Annotated in this window: 31 protein-coding genes; 3 read left to right on the top strand and 28 right to left on the bottom strand. The window is 63.8% G+C overall.

Translation table 11 applies throughout. The features are described from left to right. Positions 1-3: 3 nt before the first annotated feature. The 10 genes from NLM33_RS18810 to NLM33_RS18770 form a co-directional block, all read right to left on the bottom strand. On the bottom strand, positions 4-822 hold the full coding sequence (locus NLM33_RS18810; protein WP_254096610.1) for a phage baseplate assembly protein: 819 nt from the start codon (positions 820-822) through the stop codon (positions 4-6). A gap of 10 nt (positions 823-832) precedes the next feature. After that, complete coding sequence (locus tag NLM33_RS18805) at positions 833-1,963, bottom strand: phage baseplate assembly protein (protein WP_254096609.1); 1,131 nt, start codon at positions 1,961-1,963, stop codon at positions 833-835. A 3-nt stretch (positions 1,964-1,966) separates the two neighbouring features. Beyond that, positions 1,967-2,635 carry a hypothetical protein gene (locus tag NLM33_RS18800; RefSeq protein ID WP_254096608.1) on the bottom strand — a complete coding sequence of 223 codons (669 nt, stop codon included), beginning with the start codon at positions 2,633-2,635 and terminating at the stop codon, positions 1,967-1,969. Further along, positions 2,632-3,192, bottom strand: coding sequence for a DNA circularization N-terminal domain-containing protein (locus NLM33_RS18795; protein WP_254096607.1), 561 nt, complete (start codon positions 3,190-3,192; stop codon positions 2,632-2,634). The genes NLM33_RS18800 and NLM33_RS18795 overlap by 4 nt, the downstream gene beginning before the upstream one ends. Beyond that, positions 3,189-5,714: a CHAP domain-containing protein gene (locus NLM33_RS18790; RefSeq protein ID WP_254106195.1), complete on the bottom strand. Its 2,526-nt coding sequence runs from the start codon at positions 5,712-5,714 to the stop codon at positions 3,189-3,191. The genes NLM33_RS18795 and NLM33_RS18790 overlap by 4 nt, the downstream gene beginning before the upstream one ends. A gap of 160 nt (positions 5,715-5,874) precedes the next feature. Further along, positions 5,875-6,330: a phage tail assembly protein gene (locus tag NLM33_RS18785; protein WP_254096606.1), complete on the bottom strand. Its 456-nt coding sequence runs from the start codon at positions 6,328-6,330 to the stop codon at positions 5,875-5,877. Further along, positions 6,327-6,695, bottom strand: coding sequence for a phage tail tube protein (locus tag NLM33_RS18780; protein ID WP_254096605.1), 369 nt, complete (start codon positions 6,693-6,695; stop codon positions 6,327-6,329). Before NLM33_RS18780 ends, NLM33_RS18785 begins: the two co-directional genes overlap by 4 nt. Next, positions 6,671-6,892, bottom strand: a complete 222-nt coding sequence (locus NLM33_RS49675; RefSeq protein ID WP_371930116.1) for an HNH endonuclease — start codon at positions 6,890-6,892, stop codon at positions 6,671-6,673. The genes NLM33_RS18780 and NLM33_RS49675 overlap by 25 nt, the downstream gene beginning before the upstream one ends. A gap of 50 nt (positions 6,893-6,942) precedes the next feature. After that, positions 6,943-7,143, bottom strand: a complete 201-nt coding sequence (locus NLM33_RS18775) for a hypothetical protein (protein WP_254096604.1) — start codon at positions 7,141-7,143, stop codon at positions 6,943-6,945. A 172-nt stretch (positions 7,144-7,315) separates the two neighbouring features. Further along, a complete protein-coding gene (locus NLM33_RS18770) occupies positions 7,316-8,809 on the bottom strand; it encodes a phage tail sheath C-terminal domain-containing protein (protein ID WP_254096603.1) in 1,494 nt (497 codons plus the stop codon). Positions 8,810-8,846: 37 nt separating this feature from the next. Here NLM33_RS18770 and NLM33_RS18765 point away from each other — a divergent pair, with 37 nt between their 5' ends. After that, positions 8,847-9,362, top strand: coding sequence for an NUMOD3 domain-containing DNA-binding protein (locus NLM33_RS18765; protein WP_254096602.1), 516 nt, complete (start codon positions 8,847-8,849; stop codon positions 9,360-9,362). On the opposite strand, the gene NLM33_RS18760 is transcribed toward NLM33_RS18765, so the two are convergent. From NLM33_RS18760 to NLM33_RS18735, 6 genes are read right to left on the bottom strand one after another with little or no spacing between them, the layout of a single operon-like run. Next, positions 9,359-9,607: a hypothetical protein gene (locus tag NLM33_RS18760; RefSeq protein WP_254096601.1), complete on the bottom strand. Its 249-nt coding sequence runs from the start codon at positions 9,605-9,607 to the stop codon at positions 9,359-9,361. The two genes, NLM33_RS18765 and NLM33_RS18760, sit on opposite strands and share 4 nt — an antisense overlap. Positions 9,608-9,644: 37 nt before the next feature. Further along, positions 9,645-10,331 carry a hypothetical protein gene (locus tag NLM33_RS18755; protein WP_254096600.1) on the bottom strand — a complete coding sequence of 229 codons (687 nt, stop codon included), beginning with the start codon at positions 10,329-10,331 and terminating at the stop codon, positions 9,645-9,647. Beyond that, complete coding sequence (locus NLM33_RS18750) at positions 10,331-10,687, bottom strand: hypothetical protein (RefSeq protein ID WP_254096599.1); 357 nt, start codon at positions 10,685-10,687, stop codon at positions 10,331-10,333. The genes NLM33_RS18755 and NLM33_RS18750 overlap by 1 nt, the downstream gene beginning before the upstream one ends. Next, positions 10,678-11,070 (bottom strand): hypothetical protein, encoded by a 393-nt coding sequence (locus NLM33_RS18745; protein WP_254096598.1) that lies wholly within the window; start codon positions 11,068-11,070, stop codon positions 10,678-10,680. Before NLM33_RS18745 ends, NLM33_RS18750 begins: the two co-directional genes overlap by 10 nt. Next, complete coding sequence (locus NLM33_RS18740) at positions 11,063-11,716, bottom strand: hypothetical protein (RefSeq protein ID WP_254096597.1); 654 nt, start codon at positions 11,714-11,716, stop codon at positions 11,063-11,065. Before NLM33_RS18740 ends, NLM33_RS18745 begins: the two co-directional genes overlap by 8 nt. Beyond that, a complete protein-coding gene (locus tag NLM33_RS18735) occupies positions 11,709-12,059 on the bottom strand; it encodes a hypothetical protein (RefSeq protein WP_254096596.1) in 351 nt (116 codons plus the stop codon). Before NLM33_RS18735 ends, NLM33_RS18740 begins: the two co-directional genes overlap by 8 nt. A gap of 93 nt (positions 12,060-12,152) precedes the next feature. Here NLM33_RS18735 and NLM33_RS18730 point away from each other — a divergent pair, with 93 nt between their 5' ends. Then, positions 12,153-13,016 (top strand): hypothetical protein, encoded by an 864-nt coding sequence (locus tag NLM33_RS18730; protein ID WP_254096595.1) that lies wholly within the window; start codon positions 12,153-12,155, stop codon positions 13,014-13,016. A 97-nt stretch (positions 13,017-13,113) separates the two neighbouring features. On the opposite strand, the gene NLM33_RS18725 is transcribed toward NLM33_RS18730, so the two are convergent. The 7 genes from NLM33_RS18725 to NLM33_RS18695 all read right to left on the bottom strand — a co-directional run bounded on the left by NLM33_RS18725 (position 13,114) and on the right by NLM33_RS18695 (position 20,254). Beyond that, entirely contained in the window at positions 13,114-14,514 is a 1,401-nt protein-coding gene (locus NLM33_RS18725) for a phage portal protein (protein WP_254096594.1), read from the bottom strand. 6 nt (positions 14,515-14,520) lie between these two features. Next, positions 14,521-14,811 carry a hypothetical protein gene (locus NLM33_RS18720; protein WP_254096593.1) on the bottom strand — a complete coding sequence of 97 codons (291 nt, stop codon included), beginning with the start codon at positions 14,809-14,811 and terminating at the stop codon, positions 14,521-14,523. A 63-nt stretch (positions 14,812-14,874) separates the two neighbouring features. After that, positions 14,875-17,001 (bottom strand): phage major capsid protein, encoded by a 2,127-nt coding sequence (locus tag NLM33_RS18715; protein ID WP_254096592.1) that lies wholly within the window; start codon positions 16,999-17,001, stop codon positions 14,875-14,877. Then, complete coding sequence (locus NLM33_RS18710) at positions 17,001-17,483, bottom strand: HNH endonuclease (protein WP_254096591.1); 483 nt, start codon at positions 17,481-17,483, stop codon at positions 17,001-17,003. The genes NLM33_RS18715 and NLM33_RS18710 overlap by 1 nt, the downstream gene beginning before the upstream one ends. A gap of 18 nt (positions 17,484-17,501) precedes the next feature. Next, complete coding sequence (locus tag NLM33_RS18705) at positions 17,502-18,686, bottom strand: hypothetical protein (protein WP_254097546.1); 1,185 nt, start codon at positions 18,684-18,686, stop codon at positions 17,502-17,504. Next, positions 18,662-19,723: a phage major capsid protein gene (locus tag NLM33_RS18700; protein ID WP_254097545.1), complete on the bottom strand. Its 1,062-nt coding sequence runs from the start codon at positions 19,721-19,723 to the stop codon at positions 18,662-18,664. The genes NLM33_RS18705 and NLM33_RS18700 overlap by 25 nt, the downstream gene beginning before the upstream one ends. A gap of 93 nt (positions 19,724-19,816) precedes the next feature. Further along, complete coding sequence (locus NLM33_RS18695) at positions 19,817-20,254, bottom strand: hypothetical protein (RefSeq protein ID WP_254097544.1); 438 nt, start codon at positions 20,252-20,254, stop codon at positions 19,817-19,819. A gap of 434 nt (positions 20,255-20,688) precedes the next feature. On the opposite strand from NLM33_RS18695, the gene NLM33_RS18690 reads away from it, so the two are divergent. Then, positions 20,689-20,838 carry a hypothetical protein gene (locus NLM33_RS18690; RefSeq protein WP_254097543.1) on the top strand — a complete coding sequence of 50 codons (150 nt, stop codon included), beginning with the start codon at positions 20,689-20,691 and terminating at the stop codon, positions 20,836-20,838. Between the two features lie 108 nt (positions 20,839-20,946). Here the strand turns inward: NLM33_RS18690 and NLM33_RS18685 are convergent, their stop codons facing one another. From NLM33_RS18685 to NLM33_RS18665, 5 genes are all read right to left on the bottom strand, one after another. After that, a complete protein-coding gene (locus NLM33_RS18685) occupies positions 20,947-21,513 on the bottom strand; it encodes a YopT-type cysteine protease domain-containing protein (protein WP_254105830.1) in 567 nt (188 codons plus the stop codon). 707 nt (positions 21,514-22,220) lie between these two features. After that, positions 22,221-22,541 (bottom strand): HNH endonuclease, encoded by a 321-nt coding sequence (locus tag NLM33_RS18680; RefSeq protein ID WP_254097542.1) that lies wholly within the window; start codon positions 22,539-22,541, stop codon positions 22,221-22,223. 522 nt (positions 22,542-23,063) lie between these two features. Beyond that, positions 23,064-24,638 (bottom strand): terminase large subunit, encoded by a 1,575-nt coding sequence (locus tag NLM33_RS18675; RefSeq protein WP_254097541.1) that lies wholly within the window; start codon positions 24,636-24,638, stop codon positions 23,064-23,066. Then, positions 24,628-25,116: a phage terminase small subunit P27 family gene (locus NLM33_RS18670; RefSeq protein WP_254097540.1), complete on the bottom strand. Its 489-nt coding sequence runs from the start codon at positions 25,114-25,116 to the stop codon at positions 24,628-24,630. The genes NLM33_RS18675 and NLM33_RS18670 overlap by 11 nt, the downstream gene beginning before the upstream one ends. Then, complete coding sequence (locus tag NLM33_RS18665; RefSeq protein WP_254097539.1) at positions 25,043-26,386, bottom strand: site-specific DNA-methyltransferase; 1,344 nt, start codon at positions 26,384-26,386, stop codon at positions 25,043-25,045. The genes NLM33_RS18670 and NLM33_RS18665 overlap by 74 nt, the downstream gene beginning before the upstream one ends. Between the last annotated feature and the right edge of the window lie 42 nt (positions 26,387-26,428).

The raw sequence follows: 26,428 nt of genomic DNA, 5'->3' as shown, positions 1-26,428 counted from the left end.
TGTTCACCCGATCTTGCCGAGCGAGTTGACGCACGGGCCAGACAGCGTGACCAGGTAATCGAAGGATGCCTTGCCTGCCTCCGCGCCGACATAAACCTGCTTGTCGGTGTGGCAGTGCAGGTACGTTTTGCCATCGGCGAGCGCGAGGTGACACTGGTTGCCGCCCATCCGCGTCTTGTCCTTGGTGACCTCGACGAACATCGGCGACTTCTGGCCGTCCTTGTAGCGCGCCTGCTGTCCTCGGTTCTGCTGCTGGCCACCTTGCTGGCCGCCGCCGCTGCTTGAACCGCCGCTCGCGTCACGGGCAGCCGCGTGGCCGCCTGACGAGCTGCCGCCCGAGCCGCTGGAGCCGCCGCCCTGGTTCATCGTTGCGTTGCTCTCGCTGTCCTCCTGCAGCAAATGCATGCGAACGGTCTTGTCCTGCGGCGCGGTCCAGAAGCCACCATCCTGCGACAGGTGGAACTGCTGCTTGTCGCCGCGCCCGCGAAACATCGCGGTGTCGCCTTTCTCCAGCTTGTAGAGCCGGTGGCGGCGATCATCCATCGAACCAGCGACCGGGAACGAGCGGCTGCCGCCGATGAAGGCCGAGAAGTGCTCCGCGCTCGCTTTGATCTTGCCCATGGCGTCCTTCTCGGCGTCGAAGACGACCGAGGTGAAGCCATAGTTCTGCGGGGCCTCGACGCCGCTGCGCGTCTCGTTGGCCATGAAGTTTCCGCCCATTTCCTGCATCAGCTTGCTGTCATCGACCTGATCGACGACGCCGCGCGCACCGCCAGCGGAATAGCCCCGGAGCGAGCTGTTGAGCGGTGTGGCACGGTGCATGTGCGTTCCTTCACACTGAATTGGCCGATTGGTTCGGCGGAATGCTGGGCGGCTTGGACGTGCTGGTCGGGCCGACACTGTAGCTCGGCTGGGCGTTCAGCCACTCGGGATCGACGCAATTGAGCACGGTGATGCTGCCCTTCTTGTCGTCCTGGGTGAAAATCACCTGCTGGATGGCGAGCTCAGTGTCGAGCATCGCCATCGGCGAATAGACATGGACGTGCTCGCCTTCGCTCCAGAGCGTCACACCTTCGCGCAGCCAGCCCTGCACGGTAATGGTCGCCTGGATGTGCGTGCCGTCGTGCCACATCTTCTCGTAGTTGGCCCGCGCCTGCATCTCGCCTTGCGACTTGACGGACTCCTCGATCGGCGTGATCAGCTTGCTGTAGAGGACGTTCCCCACGCCCGTGCTCGCCGTCGCCTTTTGCTCGCTCGCGTCGGTGCCGTTGTGATCGTCGCTGCCCTGCGAGCTGCCGTGCACATCATAGGTCTCGAACACCATCGTGCTGTCGATGATGCACTGGCACGACAGGATGTTTTTCCCTTCGATCAGACCGGCGACGATGGGCGACGTGTGCTGGCCGATCAGCAGGAAGTTGCCGAAGGCATCGCACGCCAGCCGCGCCCCGCGATCCCGCGCAATGCGCTCCATGAAGTCCCAGACCGGCTCGCCCTTGTTGTTCTGCAGCTTGTCGAATGGCGTCAGATCGAGCTGGCCGATGGTCTTGACGCCGACGCCGTAAGGAGCCCAGACCTCCTGCGCGATCTGCGCTAGGTTCTTGTTGTCGAAGCTGCCGGTCTGGGTATCGACGCTGCTCTTGCCGCCGTTTGCGGTGTAGCTCTTTCCCACCAGCATCACGCCATGGCTGAAGGCGTCATAGGCGACCTGGCGGATTTCGATGAAGCCGGTGATCGCCAGGAAGCCTGCGAGATAGACGCTGCAATGATCGCCGGGCTTGAACTGCAGCTTCTGCCAATCGGGGAATGGACTGCCTTGCTTGAAGATCGGGTCGCGCTCGGCTGCGCTGAACTGGAAATAAGCGTAGGAGTCGCCCCAGTTGCGCCGGACCATGACGAATTCCCAGTCCTCGAACTTGAGCCCGTTGACGACGAGGACGGCAGTCTCCTGCGGCTTTGGCATCGATCACGCCGACAAGGCTTCGCCGAGCATCGGGCAGAAGGCGGGATGCACGATCTTGTTCTCGTCGCGTAGCTCGTCGGCGCGCGATGCATCGCTATAAAGCTTGTACGCCATGACCAGGCTCGGCAGCGGCTTGGAAAATTGATAGTTGAGCATGCGCGGCAGCGGCAGCGCGGTCTGCACGAGATGATTGCTGATCGCCCCGTGCAGCGTGATCAGCGACTGGAAGGTCATCTGATCCATGTCGTCGGCGGCAACCTCCTCGCTGTCCATGAACGGCTGAAACAGCGCAGCCTTGATCGCATCGACCTGCTGGCGGCTGACGAAGGCCATCCCCGCGATGATGTGCGCCTCCGTCGCCAGGCAGAGGCGGATGCCAGCGTTCTGGAGTAGCACCGCGCCAAGCGAAACCGGCTTCTCCTGGACGATCTGGCTGCGCACCTTTTCGAGCTGCTGCCAGCTGACGCCTGCCTGGCAAGCCTGGTCGAAACAGTTGTCGAGGGGCGGCCCCATCGCATCGCCGATCAGCAGCTTGTATGCGTTCGCCCGCGTGTCGCCGATGGCGGTCCTCGCATCGATGCCGGGACGCCCCTTGGCTGGAACGAACGACAGCAAATGCGCCAGCATGCGGTCAACGAGCGGCGCAGCCTCGTTCGCGTCGGTCCGCTTCATACCTCAATCGCTCCTGTGCCGATGGACGGAGACGGCGGCGCAAGCGTGCGCTGCACCTGGTCGCGCACGGCCTGCGAGGCGTTCGCGACGGTTGCCTGGGTGTCCTCTTGGCCGGGATCGAACAGCGGGTCGGTGCCGTACTCGAGGAAAGTGATGTCAAACGTGCAAAAGCCGCCGAAGCGCTCTTCCTCCGTCATCCGATATTTCGCCACCACCACGGTCTGCGGCGGCTGCGTCGAGAGCTGCAGAATGCCTGGGCCTTCAGTTTCCAGCGCATCGATCAGCCGGTCGCGCACCTTGCGATAGTCGGTGCGAAACAGATCGTCATCGTCGCGGGCGTAGACGATGCAATAGGCGCGGATGGTGAACTCGCGCGCCATGCGCCCCATGTCCTCGGCATAGGGATATTCCTTCTTCGGAAATTGATGTTCGACAATGCGCCGCCCGCTCTCGCGGCTGTTGGCCTCGCAATGGAAGGGCGCGTTGTTGTAGGTCGCGCGAACCCAGTCGTCGCGCCAGCTCGGCTTGTTCGGCGTGATCTCGAAAATGGTGCTCATATCGATATCGTCTCGGGCCCGCTTCTCGCGCGCTCCATCTGGGTTTGCCGATTGATCTCAACGTCCTTGAAGATGCCGCCGCCCTGGGCGTCGACCTTGGTGCCCTTCGGCGCGTTCACGTCGACGCTGATCTTGCCCGAGCCCTCGACCTTGTTGGCCGCAGCCATCCGGCTATCGAGCCGCTCGCGTGCAAACCGCGCGCTGTCGGCGACTGAGAAGTTGACGCCTTTGCGTCGGCCTTCCCAATAATTGTAGACCTCATGTGAGCCCGGCACCGGCACGCGACCCGGAAGACCCGCGCCGGGATCGGACGCCATGCCTTGATTGGTGCGGCCTTGGATGTAGTCGCTGCCGCCAACCACTTCGCCCAGCGTTTTGTCGTATTTCGCCCGCTCGTTCTCGCTGAGAGGGCCGCCAGTTTGGCCCCGGTTGATCGGGCCATAGAAGCCGCTCCGCAATTCGTCGCCGATCTTGTAGCCCGGCACCTTCTGCCGGATCATCTGCGTGCGATTGAACAGCGCCTCGACCGTGGGAGCGCCGCCGCCCTCGGAACGCATCATCCGATAGAGCAATTGCTTCGTGGCAGGGTCCTGGTTGACCTCTGCCATCATCGCGGCGCGCTGGTCGCCGCCCGCGCCCTTGGCTCCGTCCGCTGTTGCTGGCGTGCCGCCAGCGCCTGCGCCCGTGCCGGGACCTGCAGTCTGCCCGTTCGGCGGTTCGCCGGTCGAGCGACGGAAGCTGTAGCCCTTCAGCGCAAACTGCGACTCGAACCCGCGCCCCTGGTTGCCACCGAGGCCGGTGAAGGTCCCGGCCTTCCGGTTGATGTCCTCAACGATAGTGACGTGGCTACCCGTCGCTCCGGTTCGCACGCCGCGATCCGCGACCGCGATGTCGCCAGGTTGCACGTCTCCCGGTGCGACCGGGGTGCCCCAATTGCGCCAATTCGATGCGATGGCCGCGCCCTTTGGTGGCGTGCCGCCGACCGACTTGACGACGGACGCCGCGAACTCGCCGCACCAGCTGCCCTGCTTGGGATAGCCCTGGCTGGCCATGAACTGCTCGACAGCGCGCGGGCCGCCGTGCAGCGCGACCGAACGCGCCTTGGCCAGGATGTCGGACGGCACGCTGGGATCGCCTGCGGGACCGCTCTGAGGGCCGCCCGTCTCGCCGCCCGTGTCGCTGCCATACGGCGCACCACCGCCGCCGCCATAGCCGCCCGAGCCGCCGCCGCCGTAACTGCTGTTGCCGCCGCCACCACCACCGCCACCGAAGCCGCGCCCGCCGCCGAACGGACCATAACCACCACCGCCGCCGTAGCTGAAGCCCCGCGGCCCACCCGTGGTAAAGCTCGCGTTCTGCAGAAACGGATTGCGGCCGACGCCGCCGCCCGTATAGCTCATCGGCGAGTAGCCCTGCTGCTTCAGCGCGTCGATGAGCTGATCGTTCGACTGCTTCAGCTGCTTCTGGGCCTCGGTGTTTTCTTCGGTGGTCTTCTTCTGCTCCTCGGCCTGCGGCGTGCCGAGCTGCAGCGGTCCACGGAATTTGCCGAACGTGTCCTGGATCGACTTTTTGGCCTCGTCAGGCTTCGCCAGCTCGTAGTTCTTCTTCAGCCACTCGTGGATTTCCTTGCTGACCTCCAGGAACACCTTTGCCGCTTTGATCGCGGGGTCGAGGAACGGCGCTTTCAGCTCCTCGATGATGTCGGCCCATTCGGAAGCGATGTCGCCCGTGATGTTGGCGAACTCGCGCGCCTTGGCGATCCGCTCGTTCTGGATGCGCTGCTCTTCCGCCGACAGCTGGTTGAGGCGTTCCTTCGCCTCCATCGTCTTGTCCCAAAAGTGCGAGGCGAATGCGTTCGCACGATTAGTCGCTTCCTGGAGCGTGTAGCCGTTGGCCAGCGCGTTCTTCAGGACGTTGTTGCGGGCCTCGGCGACCGCGTTGTATCGCTCTTCCTCGGTCCTGGCGCGGACGACCTTGTCGAGGAATTCGCGCATATTCGCCTGCGCCTCTGGCGTCGGTCCCGCCATGTGCAGCAGTTCGCGGCGCAGCGCGCTGCCCTGGCGGTTGAAGTCGGCAACCGCCTCGGCCATCTTACCGAGATTGGCTTGCGTCTGGTCCGCGCTGACCCCGACAGCCTCGAATTGGCTGATGATATTTTTCATCGAGGCGGGATCGACGCCGATGGATTTTGCCGCCTGGCTGATGCCGCGCAGCTCCTCGGCCCACTTCTTCATCTCGGCGACCTGCCTGGTCATCTCGACGCCGAACAGCGCCAGGCCGCCAGCACCAGCGACCAGACCGCCCCGGAATGAGCCCAGCGCCTTGAAAGCTTCGCCGAAGCCGCCTGTCATTTCCTTGAAGGCTTTGCTCAGCTCCTCGGTCCCACGCCGCATCTTCTCGTGGGCTTCCTTGACCTGCGGCCCACCCATCTCCTTGGTTTTTTCGACGATCTTGTCGAGGCCAGGCGAAGCGTTATCGACCAGCGAGACGATAAGCTTCAGCTCCTCTTGCTCCGTGGGCATCAGTCGTCGTCTTTCGGGGGTTGCTGCCTGCGATCCAGCGTGGCGGTGCGCTCAAGGTGGATGCGCACGTCGCTAAACGGCATCGACAGGAAAACTTCGGGGCTGACGTGGTACCAGCGGGCCAGGCGGTAGCAGTCGAGGATGATCTCGTCCTCGTCGCCTACCAGGCCCGTGGATCGGGCAGAAAAAAATTTCGGAGCTTCATCGCCACCGTATTCCAGTCGCGAGGATGCATGTCCTCGATGAACGGCGCGAGGATGTCCGAGAGCGCCGCGATCATGTAGGTCATCTTGCGCTCGTCCCAGACCACGTCGCCGTCCTGGTTGATGCGCACCGGATTGCCGTAGCGGTTGATGTCGCCCGCGCGGGGCTCCCGCAAGACCAGCTCCGTGATCTTTTCGCCCTTGTTGTTGTGAATGGGCTTGTTGATCAGCTTGACCTTGAGCGGCCATTCATCCTGCCACATCGGCGGCTGCTCGGCGGGCGACGGCTCGACCTCGGGCGGCGGCATCGCGCGCGACGGCTTGGCTTCTGACTGCGGCAGCGGTTCGGCGTCAATGACCTTCGGCGTGGGCCTCCCGTCGACGAAGCCTTCTCGTTTCGGCGCTACGTTCATGCGAGGCTAACCTCCTGGCAGGTGATGCCCTCCCAGCGCACGCGCACCTGGCCATCGCGCGTGTTGTTCTCGAAGCCGCCTTTGCAGGTCCCGCCCGTGAGGATGTACTGCATGTTATTGGCAAGCTGGGCGACGACGGTGACATCGGTCTCGGCGAGCAAGTCCTCCAAATAGAAACCCGGCAACGTCGAGAGATCGCCCTCGATGTACGGCACGCGCGGCAGCTCCTGATAGCCGTGCACGCCGTCTTGGCCTGCGATCATGGTGCGCTCGACCGGTGACGGGCTGACGGTGAAGTTGCCGCGCAGCGCCAATTGCGTCCCATCGACAGTGAGGAACGCTATACCAGCAATCCTTTGCGCCACATTTTCCTCCTATGAGATATGCCAGCCGCAAACTCCTCTGGAGTGCGATCGGCCTTCCGAAAATTGCAGGATGGGCAAGCGACCACGATGTTCTCTGGACCATCGCTGCCGCCGCGTATGAGAGGGATGAGGTGATCGACCGTCCAAGCCGTTGCTGACAGATCTGCCGCGCAATAGAAGCAGTGTCCATCCTGCACTTCGAACGCCTGCAGGACAGCAGCAGCTGTATGATGCCGCGCAGAACCTCTTATGCGTGCGCGGCGGCGGCTGTTTTTGACACGAAACCTAACTTGGCCTTCAGCCGTTTGCGTAGCGCGCCGATAGCGCGCTCTTTCAATTTCTTTGAACCCCGGCTTGGCACGAAATCGGCGCTGAGCACGCTGCATCGTTGCGCGATATTCGGGACGGGTGGCCCGGTTTCGATTGTATTCCCTGATTTTGTCTGCATGCGCCTCGCCGTAACTCTGGCTCTGCCCAGAGGCGCATGCCTTGCATGTCGCGCGCAACTCCAGTCGGCCACGCCGTGTATGCCGTGGAAAAAAATCATCCGTTTCTTCCGGATAAATTGTCCTGCATTTATTGCATTGACCGAGAAGCCGCAGTCGGATTGGTGCCACCGGTCAGGACGCGCCCGACGCCGCGTTGAACGGCGGCTGCGGCTGGCCGATGATCTGGGTGTCGATGCCGCGGTCGTACTGCAGCCTGAACTGCGCAAGCACCGCGAAGATGCGCAGCTGGTTGATGAGGTCGGGCGGGTACAGCACGTTGACCCGGTTCGGGTCGTTCGGGTCGCGCTCGACCTGGAGGTTGCGCTTGAAGTTGACCAGGTCCTCGACCAGGCCGTCGTACATATCCTGCTGATACTGGTTGATCAGCTCGGCCTTGATGATGCCGGGGGTGACGATGGCCTGGCCTGGGCCGAACTTGGTGCCGTCGTTGGCGAGCTTGTGCCGCGGGAATTTCGAGGTGATCGCCTGCTTCTGGTTGCGCAGCAGCTTCGCCAGCGTCGCCAGCGTGGTCATCAGCTCGTAAGCATCGTCCGGCTGGCCATAAAGGTTCAGCTGGTAGGTCGTCTGCTCTCGGGCGATCATCGGCTGGCCGTCCGCGCCAATCTTCTGGATCGCGATGCCGTTCGATGCGAGCGAGTTCAGCTCCACGAAATCGAACCGCTGGTGGATCGGCGCGGCCTTGATCTGGTTGAGCGACAACGCCTGCAGCGGTCGCGCCGGGTCGTTGATGAAGGCCCGCTGCGTCTTGGCCGTATAGGCCGCCGCCCATTCGAAGGACGGCGACGGGGAAGCGACCTCGAACCCCATGATGGACTCGACGCCGCTGTTCATGGTGTCGCCGAATGTGAGCAGCGCGGCATAGGTGCCGCGCTTGGCCGAGATGACATGGCCGAACAGCTCGCGCCGCCAGCCCCAGCGGCCCTGGTCGGTGAAGCCGTATTCCTGGTCCCACTCGAACAGCGAATTGCTGTCGGTGTACGGCATCGCAACGTACTCGAACGGCTCATCGCCAAGATTGGTGATCGCGGTGGTGAACGGGGGCGTGCCGGTGCCGCCGGTCAGGAAGCCGGTCGCGGGCAAGGTGATACCGAGGCCGACCGGCGTCTGCTGGCCGCCAATCGAGCCGTAATAGTTCATCGAGACGTTGATCTCGTTGGCGTTGATGCTCTTGAAGACCGAGGTGAGCGTCACAGTGCCCGTCACCGCCGCCGCCGTGACCGGCAGCCCGGTGTCGGCGTTGATCGCATCGGCAATCACCTGGGCAATCGCCGTCGGCGTGTCGGTCGTCAGCACGTTGACGGGGACATAATCGCCCGCGACGTAGAGATGGATCGTGCCAGCTTCGGTCGGCGCGGTCGTGATGACGATATCGCCAGTGGCCGCCATTGAGCCGGTCGGCTCGGTCATCGGCAGGCCCCAGATCTCGTTGGCGAAGTTGTTCGCGAAGAAAGCCTTGAACATCCGCGCCAGCTCGGAGCCTTCGCCGAATTGTGCATCAGCCTGGGCCTGGCTGCCGATGGGCACCGCAATATCAGGCTCGGCCGTGCCGCCTTTCGCGACGCCGACCAGCAGAGCGCGCAGGTTGATCGTCGGCAGGCCCGCCATAGAAGGGTCCACTTCGACCCAATACAATGGGACCTTAATGTTCGATGGCACATTTGCGAACGAAATTGGCATGGCCCTATCTCCTCAGTGGATGGTGTATTGTCTGCACGACGACAGCTGCAATTCACCGTGGCTTCACGGTTGGGTTGGAGTGACGAGCTGTTTGAAGCGCCGGCTCTATGCCCATCGGCGAAGCCGTCGCCTGCCTGCTGGTTTTCAGGTCAAGATGCTGCTCGAAGCATCGAAGGCTGAGTGTTTGGCTTACGCAGCAGAGCTGCGACCGCGCCCTGGCATCGGCTGGAATCGTGGCCGAGGCGGCTTCACCGACGGTCGCGGTTTGCGCGGAGTCGCGAAATCGCCAGAGCATCGCGAGAAGATTCGGCAAGCTGCCTTGCGGCGCTATTCCGACCACTCAGAGCGCAAGCGCACCCAACAGGCCGTCAAGAAGGCATTCGAAGCAATCCGGCGCGATGGCAAACACAACGCGATGTCTGGCCGCCATCACTCAGAAGAAACAAAGCGGAAGATAAGCATAGCGCGCCGACACTATTAGGCGGCGCTGCTATCTTCTTGCCTTCGATGGGATCGACTTCGGTCTTTGGGCGCGTCGTCCTCGCGCGTGATGTCGCCATCCGCGATCCGGCGCTTCGTGAAGCGATCATCCGGCCACTCCGCACCGCCTTCCTTGGGGAAGCCGCCAGCGTGCGGGTGCTTCAACAGCCGACGCATGATGTGGTTCGCGGGTGTCACGCGGACGGTTTTCTGTGCCGCCTTGTTGGCCTCCCGCATCTTTTCCATTCGCTCGTTCATGCGCAGCCCGCGCAGCGATGCCTTGCTAACGGCCATAGCCCTTGCTCCTTTGCTTGAACTCCCGCTTCGCGCTGAAGCTTGATGGGTCGAACTGATAGACAGCGTGCAGCTGCTGCCGCTGACCCATCTCGTCCTGGGTGTCGCCTGGCTTGATGCCGGTTTGCATCTCGATGGTCAGCAGATCGTCCGGGATGACCGGCGACCAATAGGTGCGGTGGCGGCAGGTGATGTCGTATTGCACCTCGCCGACTGGGGTTTCGTTGTTGAACGCCGAATTGCCCCAGACATAGCGGCGCACGCCGCGCTCGATGCTCTCGATCCTGGTGTTATCGGGGTTCTGCTTCCCGGTGTTCGGGTTCATCGTGTCCAGCAGGTTCATGATGTACTCGTCCAGCCACAGCCGGTTCATGATCCGCCAGCAGGCAGCGTCGAGCTGCGCCTCCAGCGCGTCCTGGTCGTTGTTGGCCATCAGGACCGAGAAACCGATGCGCAGCGCATGGATGAAGCGTACCTCGCCAGCGTTGCCGTCGCCGTCGGGTAGCATCGTCTCCTCGAGGACGTAGACGCCGAGATAAGGCAGGTACTCGGGCCGAGCGACCAGCATCTTGTTTTTGCGACAGGTGTAGCTCGCAAAGAAGGGGTCGGCCGACACCGCATCGAAGAACACGTTCCGGATGACGTGCGAATAGCTCTGCGTGTCGGTAACGCCCATCACATGACCGTTTCGTACTTGCGGATGGTCAGCATGGTCTGTCCGCCGCCATCGCTGACCGCATCGACGATCTGGTACTCGCCCTTCGGCACATTGTTGCAGTCGACCGGGATGATGACGTGATCGTTCTGCATCGGCAGCGCCGCGAACTCACTCTCGCGGATGTCGAGGATAGTGCGCTGGTCGGAGTACAGCGAGCCGTCGAGCGCGGTCACGTCGGTCGAATAGGTGTTGAGGATGCCGCGCCCCGGATAGCTGCCTGCAGACGGCTGCGACTTCAGCGGGACGAACGTGCAATCAACCGCCCAGAAATCGAAGATGGGCGACTGCAAGAGCACGTCCAGGTTCACGGCCATTTCATCGCCTCGGTCAGAAGCCTCGTCATCCGGTCAACCAGCTTGGTGAACAGCTCTGTGCGCAGGATCGGGCGCGTCGACGGCGGCGCGCGGCCCGCGCCCTTCGCGCGATACTGCTTCGGCGCTGCGAGCGCCGGCCGCCTGGGCCTGCGGAAGCCGCTTCCGGGCTGCTCGTTTCGCGAGCGCGGCCAGATGTCGGTTTCCGATGTCGTCTCGTCCTGGTCCTGGCTGACGGTGATGTTCGGATACTTGCGGCGCATGTCGGTGCGCTGCCAGTCGACCAGCTCCTCGGGCGCCTGCTTATGAAGCTCGTCGAGTTGTTTGCCGAACGTGTCGAAGTTTTTCAGCAGTTCGCTGACGCCTTCGACCTTGATCTCAAACATAGTAGCGCATGTACGCCGACAGCAGCGGCTCAACCATTCCGGCCGCCATGCCGAGCGGCCCTGGGCCGCCCATCTTCTCCAGCGCCTGGTTCACGTCGAAAAACTGCACACGCGACTCGCGATGCGAGATCGAGCGCACGCCCGCCGTCATCGAGCGCGATTGCCACACCCGCGCGCTCTGAACCAGCAACGCCAGCGCCTGCTTGAGCGCGGGCGGCGCTTCGTCGGGCAGCTCATAGCCGCCCGTGTAGGTGATGCGGATCGGCTCGCTCCAGGACGTGTTGAAAAACTGCAGCTTGCCGCTGGCGTTCTCCAACTCGTAGGTGCCGCTAAGGTCCGCGCCATCGGGTCCGGTGACAGACTGGATGTCGCCATCAGCGACCGGATAGTGTGTGAGAAAGACCCGCCCATTGTCGGTATCGAACGGCTTGGTGTCACCGCGCCAGGTTTCGAGGACCGTTTCCTTGGCAAAGACCCGGCGGCACGTCGTTGCGATGATGTCGGAATAGGTCGTGATCCACATCTGCAACAGGTCATCTTCGCTGGTGTCAGTCGACGCAATGCCGATCAGCGCCTTGATCTCGTCGAGCGACGCCAGGTCGTAGCTGGCGGCTGGCGTGATCACGTTGACGCTGATGTCAGCCATCGCTTTCCTCGTGATACTGCTCGAACAGCGCGCGGACGTTGATCGGCGCGGCCTGGCTGCCATCCGACATGACGGGTGTGATGGTGTAGGCCGCGCGGTTGACTTCCCACCGAACGATGGCCGCAGCGTTCGTTCCGGGCAGTCCGCGCGGACCAGGCTCGCCGCGCTCGCCTTTCGGCCCCGGCTTGCCCTGGCGACCCGCCGAGGCGATCAGCTGCCAGCCGTCGCCTGGGCACGGTCCCGGATCATCGCAGCGCGCGACGAACGCGGAGCCGTTGAGCGCCACGATGTTCAGGAACTTGTACGTCTCGCCTTCGCGATAGGTGCCGCAGATTATCGGCATGGTGGCGTTACGGCCCGCAGCCGCGATGCAGGACCAATCGGAATGTGGCGGTGCGCGAGCGGTGTCGCACCTGGCCTGGTAGGTCGAGCCGTGGTGCGTGACGATATCGCCCTCATAGTGGACGGAGCCCTCGGCAAACGGGCTCGCGCACTTCAGCTCCCCCGGCGCGCCGTTCTTGCCGTCCTGACCGGGCTCGCCCTTTTCGCCACGCTCGCCTTGCTCGCCGCGCGGACCGGGTTCGCCTTGGGGGCCTTCGCCGCCTGCCTGGCCTTTTTCGCCGGGATCGCCTTTTTCGCCTTGCGCGCCATCGTGTCCTCGCTCGCCCTGTTCTCCGGGCTCGCCTTGTGGCCCCGGCTCACCTGGATCGCCGCGCTTGCCGGGATCACCTTTCTCGCCGCGTTCCCCGGGGGTACCGTCAAGCCCGCGCTCACCTTGCAGCCCGGGCTCACCTGGATCGCCGCGCTCGCCTGGATCGCCTTTCTCGCCGCGTTCCCCGGGGGCACCGTCAAGCCCGTGCTCACCTTGCGGCCCAGGCTCGCCGGGATCGCCGCGCTCACCTGGATCGCCTTTCTCGCCGCGTTCCCCGGGGGCACCGTCAAGCCCGTGCTCACCTTGCGGCCCGGGCTCGCCGGGATCGCCGCGTTCGCCTGGATCGCCTTTCTCGCCGCGCTCGCCGGGGGCACCGTCAAGCCCGCGCTCACCTTGCAGCCCGGGCTCACCGGGATCGCCGCGCTCGCCGAGCCCGCCCTCTGGTCCACGCTCGCCCTGCAGACCTCGCTCGCCTGGTTCGCCTTTCTCGCCGGGAAGGCCAGGCAGGCCTGGAGGTCCAGGCTCACCCGCTGCGCCATCCGCGCCGTTCCGCAGTTCGGCCAGGCGCGCATTGATCAGCTCAGCGAACTCGCCGCGCAGCGTCGCGAGCTGGGCCTTCAGCTCCGAGACGTGGGCCCTGAACTCTGAAACGGTCGCTGCGGCTTGCGCCTCGATGAGGGCGCGCTCGCGCTGCCATTGCCACTGCTGGGCCTCCAGCACCTGAGCCAGGGCCTCGCGCCAGGCGTCAAGGAGCAAGTCGCCGCCGTCCGATGTGCTCGGTGAGTCTAAATAGGTTTCTGACTTCCCGTTGAATGTCATCGCGATTGCCTTTTTCGGACGGGAGCGGTGCCGGTGGAGCCGATGGCGGCGCAGGCGATGCCGGGATTTTGCCCGCTGCGCTCAACGGGACGACTTGCTGCTGCACGCGCGGCTCGTCGCCGAACGCGACAGCATCGAGGCCCTCTTGCTGACGGGCCTCGTTGGGCGCGAAGATGCCGCCTTGGACCCCGCGCGCCAGCGCTTCGATGCGATCCTTCATCGCCGACCGCAGCAATGCCGCCGTATCGAACTCGACATATTCGTCGGGCTGGCCTTTCAACCCGAACAGCACGCCGAAGGCTTCCTCGATGTGGTTGAGGCAGAAGCCGAGGCCCGAAGCGATCCAGCTTTGCATCAGCAGTTCGGTCGAGCCGTAGGCTGCGCCGCCGAGACCGAGGATCTGCAGCGGGATGCGGAAGGCGAGCGCGATGTGCTCGTTCGTCAGCTTGAGCATCTCGGCGGTCGCCGCGTCCCTGCCGGCGACTGACCAGGGCTGGACCTTCAGCCCCGCCGTCAGGATCGGGGTGCCGCCCTGGTGCAGGCCCTTGGCCTGGTCGTTCCAGCGGTCGCGCAGCGCCTGGACCTGGTCCTTGTCCAGCACCAGGTCGGTGGACAGCACCGCCGAGGGCCGCGCCTCGTTCATGTAAAAGGACTGCTGCTGCCGCGCGATGGCGTTGCCGACGCCGATGTCGCCATAGGCGGCGACGATCGGGCTCTCGCCGATCAGCGGCACCGGATAGCGGTGCTTCAGCGTGTGCAGCCGGATATGCAACACGTCACGCATCGGCACCAGGACCGTGGACTCACCGAGCCGCGCCGAGATCACGTCGTTACCGTGCAACTGGTAGAAGATTTCGCCGCCGACCGCGATGCGCGGAAACGACTGCTCCGACTTCATCAGGTGCAGCTCGTCGACCTCGTAGCGGTCGTTCCGCAGCGCCAGCGCATAGCAGTTGCCGTCGAGGTACAGCGCCCGCGTCGCATTCAGCAGGAAATCACTGATCGACTGATAGTCGTTGGGATGACGCAGCAAACGGGCGAGCGCCGAGTTCTTGACCCGGTCACGCCCGCCCTTGCTGTTGAGCCGCCAGTGATCGCCGGGGCACATGGCGACGGTTTGCGCATAGGCCGAGACGCAGGCCTCGACCATGGCCGATTGCGCTGACAGCCCGATAAGGTCGTAACCCTTCTGCCACCAGTTCAGATAATCGCCCACGCCAGCGGGAATCCAGCCGCCCGTGATCGGCAAATACCATGGGCCGGGATGGTATTCGCCCTCGGTCTTTCCGATCAGCCGATTGGCAACGCGCGACAGCCAGTCTCCCACACCCGGTCACTCGCTGCGATGCGCCGACCTGGTCTGGTAGTTCCCGGCAGGCCGCGCGCTCGGCTTCTCGGCCTCAAGGACCTTGGCCTGGTGCGGGTCGGGACCGCTGCCATCGTCCTCGTGCTCAAGGATATGCGCGCCGCACATCGCGAGATCATTCTCCTCCTGCGTCGGCGTCGGCTTGCCCTTGGTGCGCTCGGCAAACTCGGTACGCGACTTGTCGCTGGCCTTCTTCTCGTCTGCGACCGCTTTCTTAGCGGCCTCGGTCTGCGGATCGTCTGCAAGTTTGGTCGTCATGGGGAAATCCTCCTCGTTGGGGATGGCCGTGCGCTGCTCAAGACAGCGCACGGTCAGCGCTGGTCACCAGGTGACGTTCTGCGTCCAGGCGACGGTGCCTGCCCGGCGCTGGACCCAGTTGAGCGGCATCACCATGCGCAGAGCGAGCGAGTCCGTCTGGAACAGCGAGCGCTGCGGCGAGGCCACCGTGCCAGGCGACCCAGCGACCAGATCGGTCGGGTTGGTGTCCTCCATATGCAGCGTGGCTTGGTCGCTCATCTCCATGCGCGGAGCCTCGCCGCCGACGACGGCGAAGTCGGCAGCATCGACCAGCATCAGGGTCTTCGGAGCGACCGTGGCGCTGTCGATGATCGGGATGCCGTTCAGCGAACCGGCGGCGATCTCTGCCTTGAACGGGAAGATGCCGATGTTGGCCGCCGAGAGCAGCGAGGCCCGCAGCAAGTCGGTCTGGTTGGCGAGCCAGACCAGATTGCGCACGTTGCCGTAGGTCGCCGTGCTGATGGAGTTGATCAGCGCGGTAATGTCGCCGACCAGCGCCGCGATGCCACCGCCCGCCGTCGCGCCGGTCGCCGCCACGCCGCTGAGCAGGCCAGCGGGCCTGATCGTGGTCGCCGGGTTGGCGTCGATCAGGACCGAGTCGACGGCGACGCTGGTGTCCTCCTGGATCGCCTGGCGGATCAGGCCCTCAATCGCGGGAACGGAATGGTCGCCCATCTCCCGTGTCCAGGTCGAGATCACGGCCATCTTCTTCGGCGTAAGCGTCTGCGAGGTGAACGCACCCTGCCGAACGGGGATCGCCATGCCTTCGCCGACGAACGAGCCAGCCAGCGACGGCGTGCGCGAGCGGGTCGGGATGACGATGCGGCCAGAGGTGCCGAAGTCCAACGTCAGGCCTTTCGGCGCAAGGCGGGTCAGGATCGCCTTCGGCATCAGGAGCGGCATCAGATCGGCATAGGTCGTCTGCGCCAGTTCCTGCGCCCAGCCGGTGACGGTGGTCATCGCCGGGGCCGAAGCCGCGCGGGTGACGATCTCGACGATGGCCTTGGTGCCTTCGTCGTCGCCGTAGATGCGCTGCCGCGTCTCCTCGACCGACTTGTTGGTCACCCTGGCGATCACCGCCACCGTGGCGCCGCGCACGATGTAGTCGAGCAGATCGAGGTCCTTCTTGCGATTGACGATGATCGCGGGAGCGGCGATGCGCTCGCGATCCGCGCCCGTGATCACGGTCGTCGAGAGCGAGCGGCTGCGGCTTGCGCCGTTGCCGTCGGCCGAGGACTTCGCCAGCAGCTTCTCGGAGTCGACCAGCGCCGAGCGGGTCTTTTCGAGCTGGGCGATGTCGGAATTGAACCTGCTGGTCATCTCCAGGTCGGCGTCGCTGACGTTGCTGTCGTCCATCTTGGCGAGATGGGCTTCGAGGAGGTCCCGCTTGGCGACGATCTGCGCCTCCAAGTCGGTAATGCGTTGAGCCAGGCCAGACATGGCGCTGCCCTTTCGATTACGAGATGTCTTGGCTTGCTCGCCAGTGATCCCGCGACGTCTGGTCCTCGCGTCTATGCTGCCGTGCTTGGCGAACAGGAGGTCCATCGTTTGCGGGGAGATGTTCAGCGACTTGGCCACGGCCAAGGCGTTTGGATTGGCTGGCACTGCGACCAGCGACGTCTCGACCAGCTCGCTTCGAACGAAGGTCACGCCCCAGTCGCTGCCTTCGCGCTGCTTGCTTTCGAGCGGTCTGAAGCCGACGCTGACGGCGCGCAGGATGCCCGCGTCGATCAGCTTCCTGATTTCATCGATGCGCTCGGACGTGCCGAACGGGGCCATCTCAAGCTGACCCCGGAGCTGCTTGTTCTCGACGCGCAGGTTGCTCCACTTCCCGATCGGGAAGTCGCTCTTGTGATTGAACAGCGCAATCGGGTTGCGCTTGAAGTTCTTCAGGTCCCAGCCGTCGCTGAGAATGACATCGTCCATGCGGTCCGGCGTTTCGTCCGAGAGGACGAACTCGAGGCCGGTGAGCTGGCCCGCGCGCGTCTTGTGCTTGATGCCGGTCGCAGCGCACTCGTCGTCATCGCCCTCGTTGTCCCAGATCAGCTGGCAGGCGTCCTCGTCGCCGAGTTCGTCGAGGCACCTATCCATCCAATCTTCATAAGTTTCACCGTCATCCGGCTCGATGTCCTGCTTGACGCGCTCGTCCATCAGGCCCTCCTCGCGAATTGACCGAAGTGCTTTTCGGCGGCGGCGAAATAGGCGGCATGCGCGTCCTCTGGCCGATTGAAGCGGCCGAGATAGATCGTTCGGTAATTGACCTTGATGCGCGCTTCGTACTTGCCCCGCGCGCGGACGACGCCCTTGCAGCCCTTTCGCGCTAGGCTGTTCGCGCCATTCTGCGAATAGTCGGCGTCGCGCAGATTGCTCCAGCGATCATCGTCCTTGACGCGGTTGTGGTGATCGACAAGTTCGATGGGCCAGCGGCCCGTCATCCAAAGCACGGCGAGCCGACCGCAGAGATGGATCGCTCCATCGATGCAGATTTGCCGATAGCCTTTGCTGTTGATCGTTCCGGCCCTTGCGCCCTTGCGCTGGTAACACCCTCGACCGTCAACGCGCCAGGTGAACACTCCCGTGGACGGGTCGTAGCGCAGCAATGCCCGCAGCCGCGAGGCTGTTGGCTTCGGCATGACGATCCTTTCGAAGAGTTAGCGGCGCAGAGCGGCGAGCGCGCTCGCCCAGTCGCCTGCCGCGGCCTGACGGCACAGCCGCATGTCGGCGTACCAGGGCGCGAGCCAACGCCAGCTGGCCCAATACGAGAGCAGCGCGGTTACGCGCGGATGCCCGATCGCTCCGGCCAGGTGCAGCGCCGCCGTATCGACGCTGACAATCTCGTCCATCTGCATCATCAGCGCCGCGCAATCGGCGAAGTCCGAGAACTCATGGACGTGGACGCCCAGGGCCCGCGCTTCATCAGCGTTCTGAACCTGGACGCTGTGCAATTCGGCATCGCCCAGCGCTGCGATCAGTTCGCCGAGCGGTATCTCGCGCGGATAATCGCCATGGCTCGGCTTGCCGATCGACCAGGCGATGCCGATCCGATAGCGGCCATTCCGTGCCAGCCGCACGCGCCTGATCAGATCGGCCTCGATCGCCATGTACGGGCTGCCATCGACGCTGTCGGGCGTGACGCGCAGGAAGTGCAGCAGGTGCAGGATGGGGCAGAAATAGTCGCAGTCATCGGCTGAGGGCCAACGCCGCGTCAGCCGTTGCAGCTCAGGCGGCATGTCCAGTGCAACGTCAGCACCCATCGCAAGCAGCTTCGGCAGATACCGCAGCATCATGATGGTGTCGCCGAAGCCGTGCGCGTGCAGCACCAGCAGCCGCTTGCCGCGCACATCTTCGCCGCGCCAGGGGCGCAGGCCACGGTCCAGCGCCTCGCGCACCTGGGCCCGCATGAACGGCGCTTCCTGCTCGCAGCGCCAATATTCGTCGAGGCCCTCGGCCCAGCGGCCAGCCGCGAGCAGCACCATCGCGCGATTGAACCTGGCGCGAAGCGTCGGCGCGGCCTTCAACGTCGCGTCCGACTCTATCAGCGCCTCGTCCACCCGGTTGTCGCGATAGAGCGCGACCACGCGATTGAAATGCGCGAGATAGCCGTCGATGTCGACCGTCACCTCGTTCGTGACCGCGCGACGGCCGATGGGCTTGCCAGCGCGCGCGACGATGATCGAGTCCGGTACGCCGTTGCCGCTCTTGACCTCCAGCACTTCGCCCTGCGCCGTCAACCCGCGCCAGCCATACTCAGTCGGCTCGTGGAAAATGACCGGGTCGAGTTCGGGCAGATCATCGACGAATGGCTGCATGGTCACTTCCACGCGGGCGTCAGCCATGCCACCGCGCCCGCATTCCGGAGCGCCCAGGACACCGGCCAGCGCACCTTCACCGCGAGGCTGTCGGACTGGAACATATCCTTTTCCGGCCCCATGGTGCCCGCCGCTCCAGGCGCGGTGTCCATCACGAGCGTTGCCGCACTCGCGGTCTCCACGTCAGCGTCGGCGCTCAGCGCCGCGACCACTGCCTTCGGCGCGATGCAAACCAGATCGTTGCCGACCGCACCCGATGCCACGACGCTGAACTGCGTCTCGTCCTTGAAGCTGATGTAGTGCGTCGCGATCATCGCGGCGCGACCAGGCGAGCCGATCAGGATGTACGGCCCTTTGCCGCCGACCGGCGCGACCGCGTCGATCAGCGTCGCAACGTCCTCGGCGAAGGCCTGGAAGCCGTCGGCATTGGCGCTCGGTGCCGTCGCGGCGATGCCGTTGCGGATGCCAGCGGGTTGAGCCGCCGTTGCGGCGGCGCTGCCGAAGAACACCGCATCTAACGCAAGGCCGGTCGAACGCACGAGTGCGTCGCTGATCAGCGCTTCGGCGTTGCTGCTTTCCACCATCTCGCGCGTCAGCGCGGCAATCGTGGCCAGCTTGTAGGGCTGCAATTGCGCGGGCCCGACACTGAGCTGCCGCACCGGGATCGGCTGGCCTTCGGCGACGAAGCCGCTGTTCCCTGCGCCGGCGGCAAACCCAGGCGCGCCGATCAGCCCCGCACCATCCCAGTCGAGCACCAGGCACTGCTTGAGCACGTCGGCCGCGCCAGACGCTGGCCCGAGCGCCTCGATCACGTCGGCGGTGCGCTTCTGTGCAAGCTCGGCAGCCCAGCCCGCCACGCTTGTCATCGCGGGGGTGGATGCGGCGCGGGTGATGTGCTGATGCAAGAGACGGTCGCTGGGCCACATCTCGGCGGCAACATCGGCGACCTGGCTGCGCCGTAGGCTAGCGATGGTCCTCGCAGCGAGCGAGCGCGTGAACAGATTGCCGCCGACGACCGGCTCGCGCGGTTCGCGGCGGAACGCGCTCTGGCTCTCGTGCTTCATCGGGGTCTTTCCCTTTTCGGAGAATGAAGCCCGCGCGGGCGGCGTCCGGCGCGCGGTCGCGCCAGAGCAGTCAATCGCGGCCCATCTCGGGGTTTATTTCGCTAAGCGTCGCTCGATCTCGGCGAGCCGCTCTTCGATGCTGTCGAGGCGGCGCGAGACTTCCGCTGCGCCGGTCGCGGCAAAAAGGATTTCGCCCCAGTTGCTGCCGCCGTTGCAGCGATAGATGCCGACACATGGCGTCAGCATCACGCGATCTCGCTCGCTTAACGTCGCTATGCGGTCCGACTGCTTCAGGATGATCCCGGCGTCGAAGAACACGGTCTTGGTGATGGCGAGGCCCCACTTTCGTCCCTGCGGGTCGACGTCGCCGGGAGGAGCGTTGCCAAAGGACTCGATGGTGCCTTCGCCTTTGATGTAGACGGTGTTCGACCCGACGCTGCCGTCCTCTGGGGAGAGTTCGACGATTCGCGCGCAAGCCAGCGTGACAAGTGGAGCCTCACCGTGCTCCGCACGCCATCGCAGAAGCGGCATGTCAAATCTGACCCCTCTGGAACAAATTCAGCAAGAAAGGATCGCCTTGATGCTTCGGAAACCAACTCGTAAACAGGCCGTGCGTGGCGTTGTACCTTGGGCATGAAGCCGTAAGGTTAGTTCGCTCATTGTTCAGCTTGTCGTCGAGATGATCGGCAACCAGCTTGCGTTCATCTTCGCAAACCATCCAACGATGGCTCCGCACCAGAACCTTGCGGTGCGGGTAGGTATGGCCATTTGTCTCGGCTGTGGGATACGAGGCTTGAGCGAGTCCTAGGCATACGTTTATGTCAGAGATGTTTTCGAAGGTGGAAGTCATCATCGGCGTTGCCGTCAGCGTCGGTTTACGACGGAACAGAAGCTCTTGGTCGTCAACGAGACGCTGCCCGTCGCCATGAGGTCTCCCCAGACCGGTCTTCCTATGGAGACGACTGATGAGCAAAGTGGGCAAGGACGCAGTGCGGGCGGATGGTCAAGTGGTCGCCGCATCCGAGGTCAAGCGGCCGGAGGAACGGGTACGTGACCTGGAAGGCATGCTTGCTCGCAAGGACCATGGAGGTCAAGATCCCAACGGAGGCTCTTGATCTTGCGCGGGTAAAAAAACGACCTTGCTGTCGCGATCGCAGCACCGGGACACCCTGCGAAATGGATCGCAGAGAATCCGGTTGGGCATCGTGGGCTACCGCAAGGCCTTACTGTGTCCGTACCCTTTGCGTGGTGATACTCAACAATTCCAATCGATTGGGGTTCCTGTAACGATTGGCGAGGTTTTCGAACAACTCCCCGATCTGCTGCGACCGAACAGCAAATTCTCCATAATTAGGATCGAACAGCGTAATCATTCCGCCCGATGCTGAGGTCGCAACCAAGTGTCTTTCACGCCGCCCACGCCGCTCGAAACACAAGCCGAGCGAATAGTTTCTCCCATCGGTGGTGATTTTGCGCGCCAACTCCGCGAAGCTCGTGTCATTGCCAAATTTGTACGTATTCCCTGTTTCGGACGGATCCAGGCCAGCGTTCCGCAACACGGTGGCTCTTGCATGAAAACCCGCCTCAGACGTTTCTGTCTCCTCGTTTCGCGAAGATCGCATAAGCGTCTCATACCTCTGCTGGCACGCAGCCGCTGAGCGGTGCCCGTCCGATCCGGGTAACAGCGCAGTCATTCGGGATCTCGGGCTGTTCGGGAGATTGCTAAGCCATCCTGCAGCGAGCCCAACGCAGATGTTAGCTCTATTCGCGCCCTGCAATTCGGCCGTCATGTGTTGGGACAGGGAGCTGCTCATCCTAGGTGGAGAGGAGGTGCCGGGGTTGGCTGGATCCGAGGCTTCTGCCTTACTGGTGCAGCACCCCATTCCTTCGGGCAGACTCGCAAGAGCTTTATCAAAGTTGTCACCGAATGCCGACTTGCTTAGCTCGTCAGCTTGGTCAGCGAGTGTTGATGAGCAGTTGATGCGATTGAGCATGTCGCTTTAACCTTGTGCTAAGGTTGTGTCGCTCCCTCATCGCGAATGATAGTCAGTCAAGCTGACAGCAAGCTGACGGGCCGGTGTTGTCCAACTGCGAGAACAACCTTTGGAGCGCGGAGTGCAACATCCACTATTCAATCGAGTCGAGCCTGTTGCAGCACTCGCTACTTTCCGGCGCAAAATTGATGTTTGGAGAGAGTGGTTGAGTGCGTCCGGCAATGCAAAAAGTCGCCGGAGGCCATACCAGTGTGTAGTAATCCGCAGTTTGCCATGGATCGGCTCATACATCAGCCTGCCACGGCAATGCCGTCGTGTAATTCTTCTTGCAAAGACGCAACTTGCTGCCGCAAGAAGAGAACTCTTCACATCCCACTATTGAGCACTTCGGAAATGGAATTTCCGGAGCTGGCAGCAGGTCAAATAACCCTTGGCGACAGAAGCGCAAATAGCGTTTGTTGCAGACGTGGCGTCCAAAAATCCAAGTCTTCGCTTTTGCCCCTTTATCGCGAGTTCTTATTGAAAGGATGGTTCGGGTCTGTTGGGAAGCCGTTATCATCGACATCAAGGCCGCAACCACGCAATTCGATCACCCTTTTAGTTCGGTCATGACATGCTTTGCATAGCGACTGCAGCGGACCGAGCGCAAACTTGTTGCAGTCGCCCTTGTGCGGCTCAACGTGGTCGGCAACCGTCGCGATGGCGACGACGCCGCGATCCAGGCAGAATTTGCACAGCGGATGCGCCTGAAGCTGCAGCTTGCGGCGGCGCTGCCAAAACCCGGTGTCGTAGAAGTGCTTCCACTCGCTGCTGGGCGTGCTCATCCGATCAACGCGACCTGATCTCGTGCCCGCTGATTTGAATTCTGCTCGGCGCGCGTTGCCCAGCGGCAATTGCCCGGCGCGTAGCCGCCGTCATTGTTCTTTCTGTCGAGCGTATGGCCTTGCGGAGGCTCACCCATGTCGGCAAGGAAGGCTTCAAAGCTCTGCCTCCACCGATCGCAGATTGTAATGCCGCGTCCGCCGTAGTTCTTGAAGGCCTTCGTGCTGGGGTTCGTGCATCGCTGGATCATCGCTTCCCAGCTATGGTATGCCCGCGTCTTTCGACCACGACCAGCATGTCCGTGCCGGGGACGCTGTTGGCGTCCAATAGTCGTCGCACGTTCCCTTTTTAGGCAGCCACACGAGTGCGTGCCATGTCGAAGATGACAGGCCGTCGCTTCGATCTGCTCTCCGCAATCGCAATCGCAGAGCCAACAAATGCCTCCGCGTGTGCTACCGACCTCGGCTCGAACGACAAGTCGCCCGAACCGCTGTCCAGCAAGATCGATCTTACCCGGCATGTGCCTAGCCTATGAGAGCTTCAATATCGACCGGCTTCGTCGTGGTGCGGTCGCGCGAGCGCAGGCCGAGCAGCATGGCGAGCGCCACCGCGCCGTCGATGCGAAACCGGGCCTTGTCTTTGTCGAGCTTGCGGTTGCCCGCCGGATCCATCGTGGCCACGGCGTTCGCCATGTTCCAGTTCAGGATCGGATTGTTCGGGTGCAGCAGCTTGCGCTCGATGATCGCCAGCTCGACGGCGTCGATGGCTGGCCCCATGTCCTTGAAGCCCTGGCCCCAGGGCACGAGCCGCAGCCCGTCGCCGCCTTTCTCGCCGTCCTGGCAGGCTTGCAGGCCGATGCGATCGAACTCGCGCAGCAGATCGTTGATGCGCCAGCGGTCATACGCCAGGCCCTTCACGCGATAGCGCTGCGTCAGCCCGGCAATGAAGAGAGCTATCGCCTCGGGGTCGATGGTCCGGCCGGGGCTGATCAGCAGGTGACCGGCCTCGGCCCATTCCTGGTAGCGGCGGCTCGATGCGCCGAAATCGCGGTTTGAGTGTTCGTTGAGGTGTTCGCGCGGCTTCCAGAAGTACGGCACGATCCGGCAAGGATCGTCGACCGATCCCACCAGCAGCGCGGTGAGGTCCACGACGCTGGACAGGTCGAGCGCCAGGTAAACCTCTTCGCCGTCTCGCAGCGCCGCGTCGCCATTGCACGCCATCCATTCGGCGCGACTGATCAACGAGGCGACTGGCGCGACGCGCTGGTTCAGGAACAGGTTGCGGACCTTCGGCTCCTCGGCGGGCATGCGCTGCGCCTTGCGGATCGCGGTCGCCAGGTCCTCGCGGTCGCGGAATTTGCCGAGCGCTGGGTTGGCTTTCTCCCATTGGCTCTGGTCGTCGAGGTCGCAATCCTCGTCGGCTGCGTAGAGATGGCAGACGATGGAGGGGTCGACGCCCGACAGCCCGTCGTCGATCAGTTTCGACAGGACGTGCTCAGGGTCGTTGCTCTGCGTCGAGATGATGATGAACAGCGGCTCTTGCCGCGCGCCGAACGAGGTATCCAGCACGTCGTACAGCTCGCGGTTCTTGGCCTGGGCCAGCTCGTCATAGATCACCAGGCTCGGCAGATAGCCGTGCTTCGTCCCAGCCTCAGCGCTGACCGCGCGATAGACCGAGCCGGTGCGCCTGCCGATCATCGTTTTGGTCGAGGGAACGACCTCGATCTCGGCTGCCAGCTCGGGCTCCAGGTCCACGATCTGGCGCGCGAACTTGAAGACGATGCCCGCCTGGTCGCGATCATTCGCGGCCGAATAAATCTCGCCGTGGACGATGGCCTCGGGCCCGACCAGGTGGGCGAGCACGATTGCAGCGATGAGCGCGGTTTTGCCGTTCTTGCGCGCAATCGACAGGATCGCCCGCCGCACCGCGCGGTTGGCACCGATGTGCGGCTCGTAAATGTCGCGGATGAAAAGCTTCTGGAAGGCGTCGAGCTTGAACGGTTTGGCCTGGCCGGTGCCGCTGGGCACCGTCAATCGCTCGATAAAGTCGATAACCGCTTTAGCGCGGGCCTTGCCCTGCGGCGTGCGCTTAACCGGCAAGGAGACCGGCAAACTTGCTCTGCGACTGTTCGCCCTGGACGCCCGCGTTGATGCGGGTGCGTGCGGCAGGGGTTAGGCCGAACTCGGCGGCGTAGCGCACCATGTCCGCTGCGGCCTTGCGCACGATGTAGACCAGCGGGTTCTGCGCGGCGTCGCCGTACTTGGTCTTGATGATCATGCCGTTCATCAGCGGATCGTTGTTCTGCATCCGCGCCAGCGCCTCGGCCGCCATGCGCCACTGGCCATAGGCGTGGCAATAGGCGGCAAGCGGCGCGACATCGACGATGGTCAAGAGGCCGAGCCGGTGCAGCTCCGCGCCGACCGTCCACCATTCGTCGGCTGCGTAGCCAGTGATGAAAGGCGGCGGATCAGGCAGGTTGGCCGCTACCTCGGGCTGCGGCTCGTCAGTGTGCAGCGGTCGCTTGCCTGGATTGCCGCGCAACAGTTTCAGCTGCGTCGGGATCGTTCGCGCAGGCATCGACAGACTCCTTGAGATCGTTGAAACGGCGGCCGTCGCTCTCGCGATGCGCCTGCTCGCCGGTAAATGCCTGCCAGCGCAGCACCGCGACATCGACGTATGCCGGATTGATCTCGATGCCGTGGCAGGAGCGCGCCGACATCTCGGCGGCGATAATGGTGGTGCCCGAGCCAGTGAACGGGTCGTAGACCGCCTGGCCTGCGGACGAATTGTTCTCGATCGGCCGCTTCATGCACTCGACCGGCTTCTGCGTGCTGTGGCCGGTCTCGGACGATTGCTGCTTGGGGATTTCCCAGATCGTCGATTGATCGCGGGCCCCGTTGAAGTGCCCGACCTTGTGCTTGCGCACCGCGTACCAGCACGGCTCGTGCTGCCAGTGATAGTCGCCGCGCCCGATGGCGAAATTGCTCTTGGCCCAAATGATCTGGGCGCGCATCTGAAAGCCGCTCGCGATCAGGCTCGCCTCGACCACGCCGACATGCAGCGCGCCGTGCCAGACGTAGGCAACGTCGCCTGGAAAGAGCTGCCAGGCCTCGGTCCAATCATCGCGGTCGTCATTGAGGACGAGCCCGCGTGCGCCAGCGCCGACCTTGGTCCCGTCGCTGCGATAGACGCGCTCGCGCCAGTTCGGATCGTAATTCGCACCATAGGGCGGATCGGTCACCATCAGATGCGGCGTCACGCCCGCGAGCGCGCTGCCAACGTCGGCCCGGTCGGTGGCATCGCCGCAGACCAGGCGGTGACGGCCAAGCCGCCAAACGTCGCCGCGCCGCGCCACCGGCTCGACCGGAAGATCAGGGACCTCGTCGGGATCTGTGAGCCCAGGGTTGGAGTTCGTCAGCCGCGCCAGCTCGCGGTCGGAAAAGCCGATCAGCGGAAGATCGAAACCCATCGCCGTAAGATCGGCCACCTCGATCTTGAGCAGCGCGTCGTCCCAGCCCGCGTTCTCGGCGAGCTTGTTATCGGCGATGACGTAGGCGCGCTTCTGCGCTTCCGTCCAACCGCGAGCGACGATGACCGGGACCTCTCGTATCCCCAACCGCTCGGCAGCCAACAGCCTCCCGTGCCCAGCGATGATCATCCCGGCGTCATCGACCAGCACCGGAGTGGTCCAACCCCACTCGCGGATCGAGGCCGCGATCTGCTGCACCTGCGCCTCGGAGTGCGTCCTGGCGTTGCGGGCATAAGGGATCAAGGCAGCCAGCGGACGCCTTTCCGTGGCCCAGGCAGCCCAATCCGCGCCTGGCGCAGCGGCGTTGTTTCGATCCATCGGAACCCTTGGGAAGCGCCAGGGCGCGGCCCCGGCAAACCG

The sequence above is a fragment of the Bradyrhizobium sp. CCGUVB1N3 genome (assembly GCF_024199925.1).
Taxonomy (GTDB): domain Bacteria; phylum Pseudomonadota; class Alphaproteobacteria; order Rhizobiales; family Xanthobacteraceae; genus Bradyrhizobium.
Note: the sequence above shows the minus strand (reverse complement) of the source record. Positions and strands in the feature narration are given on the sequence as shown.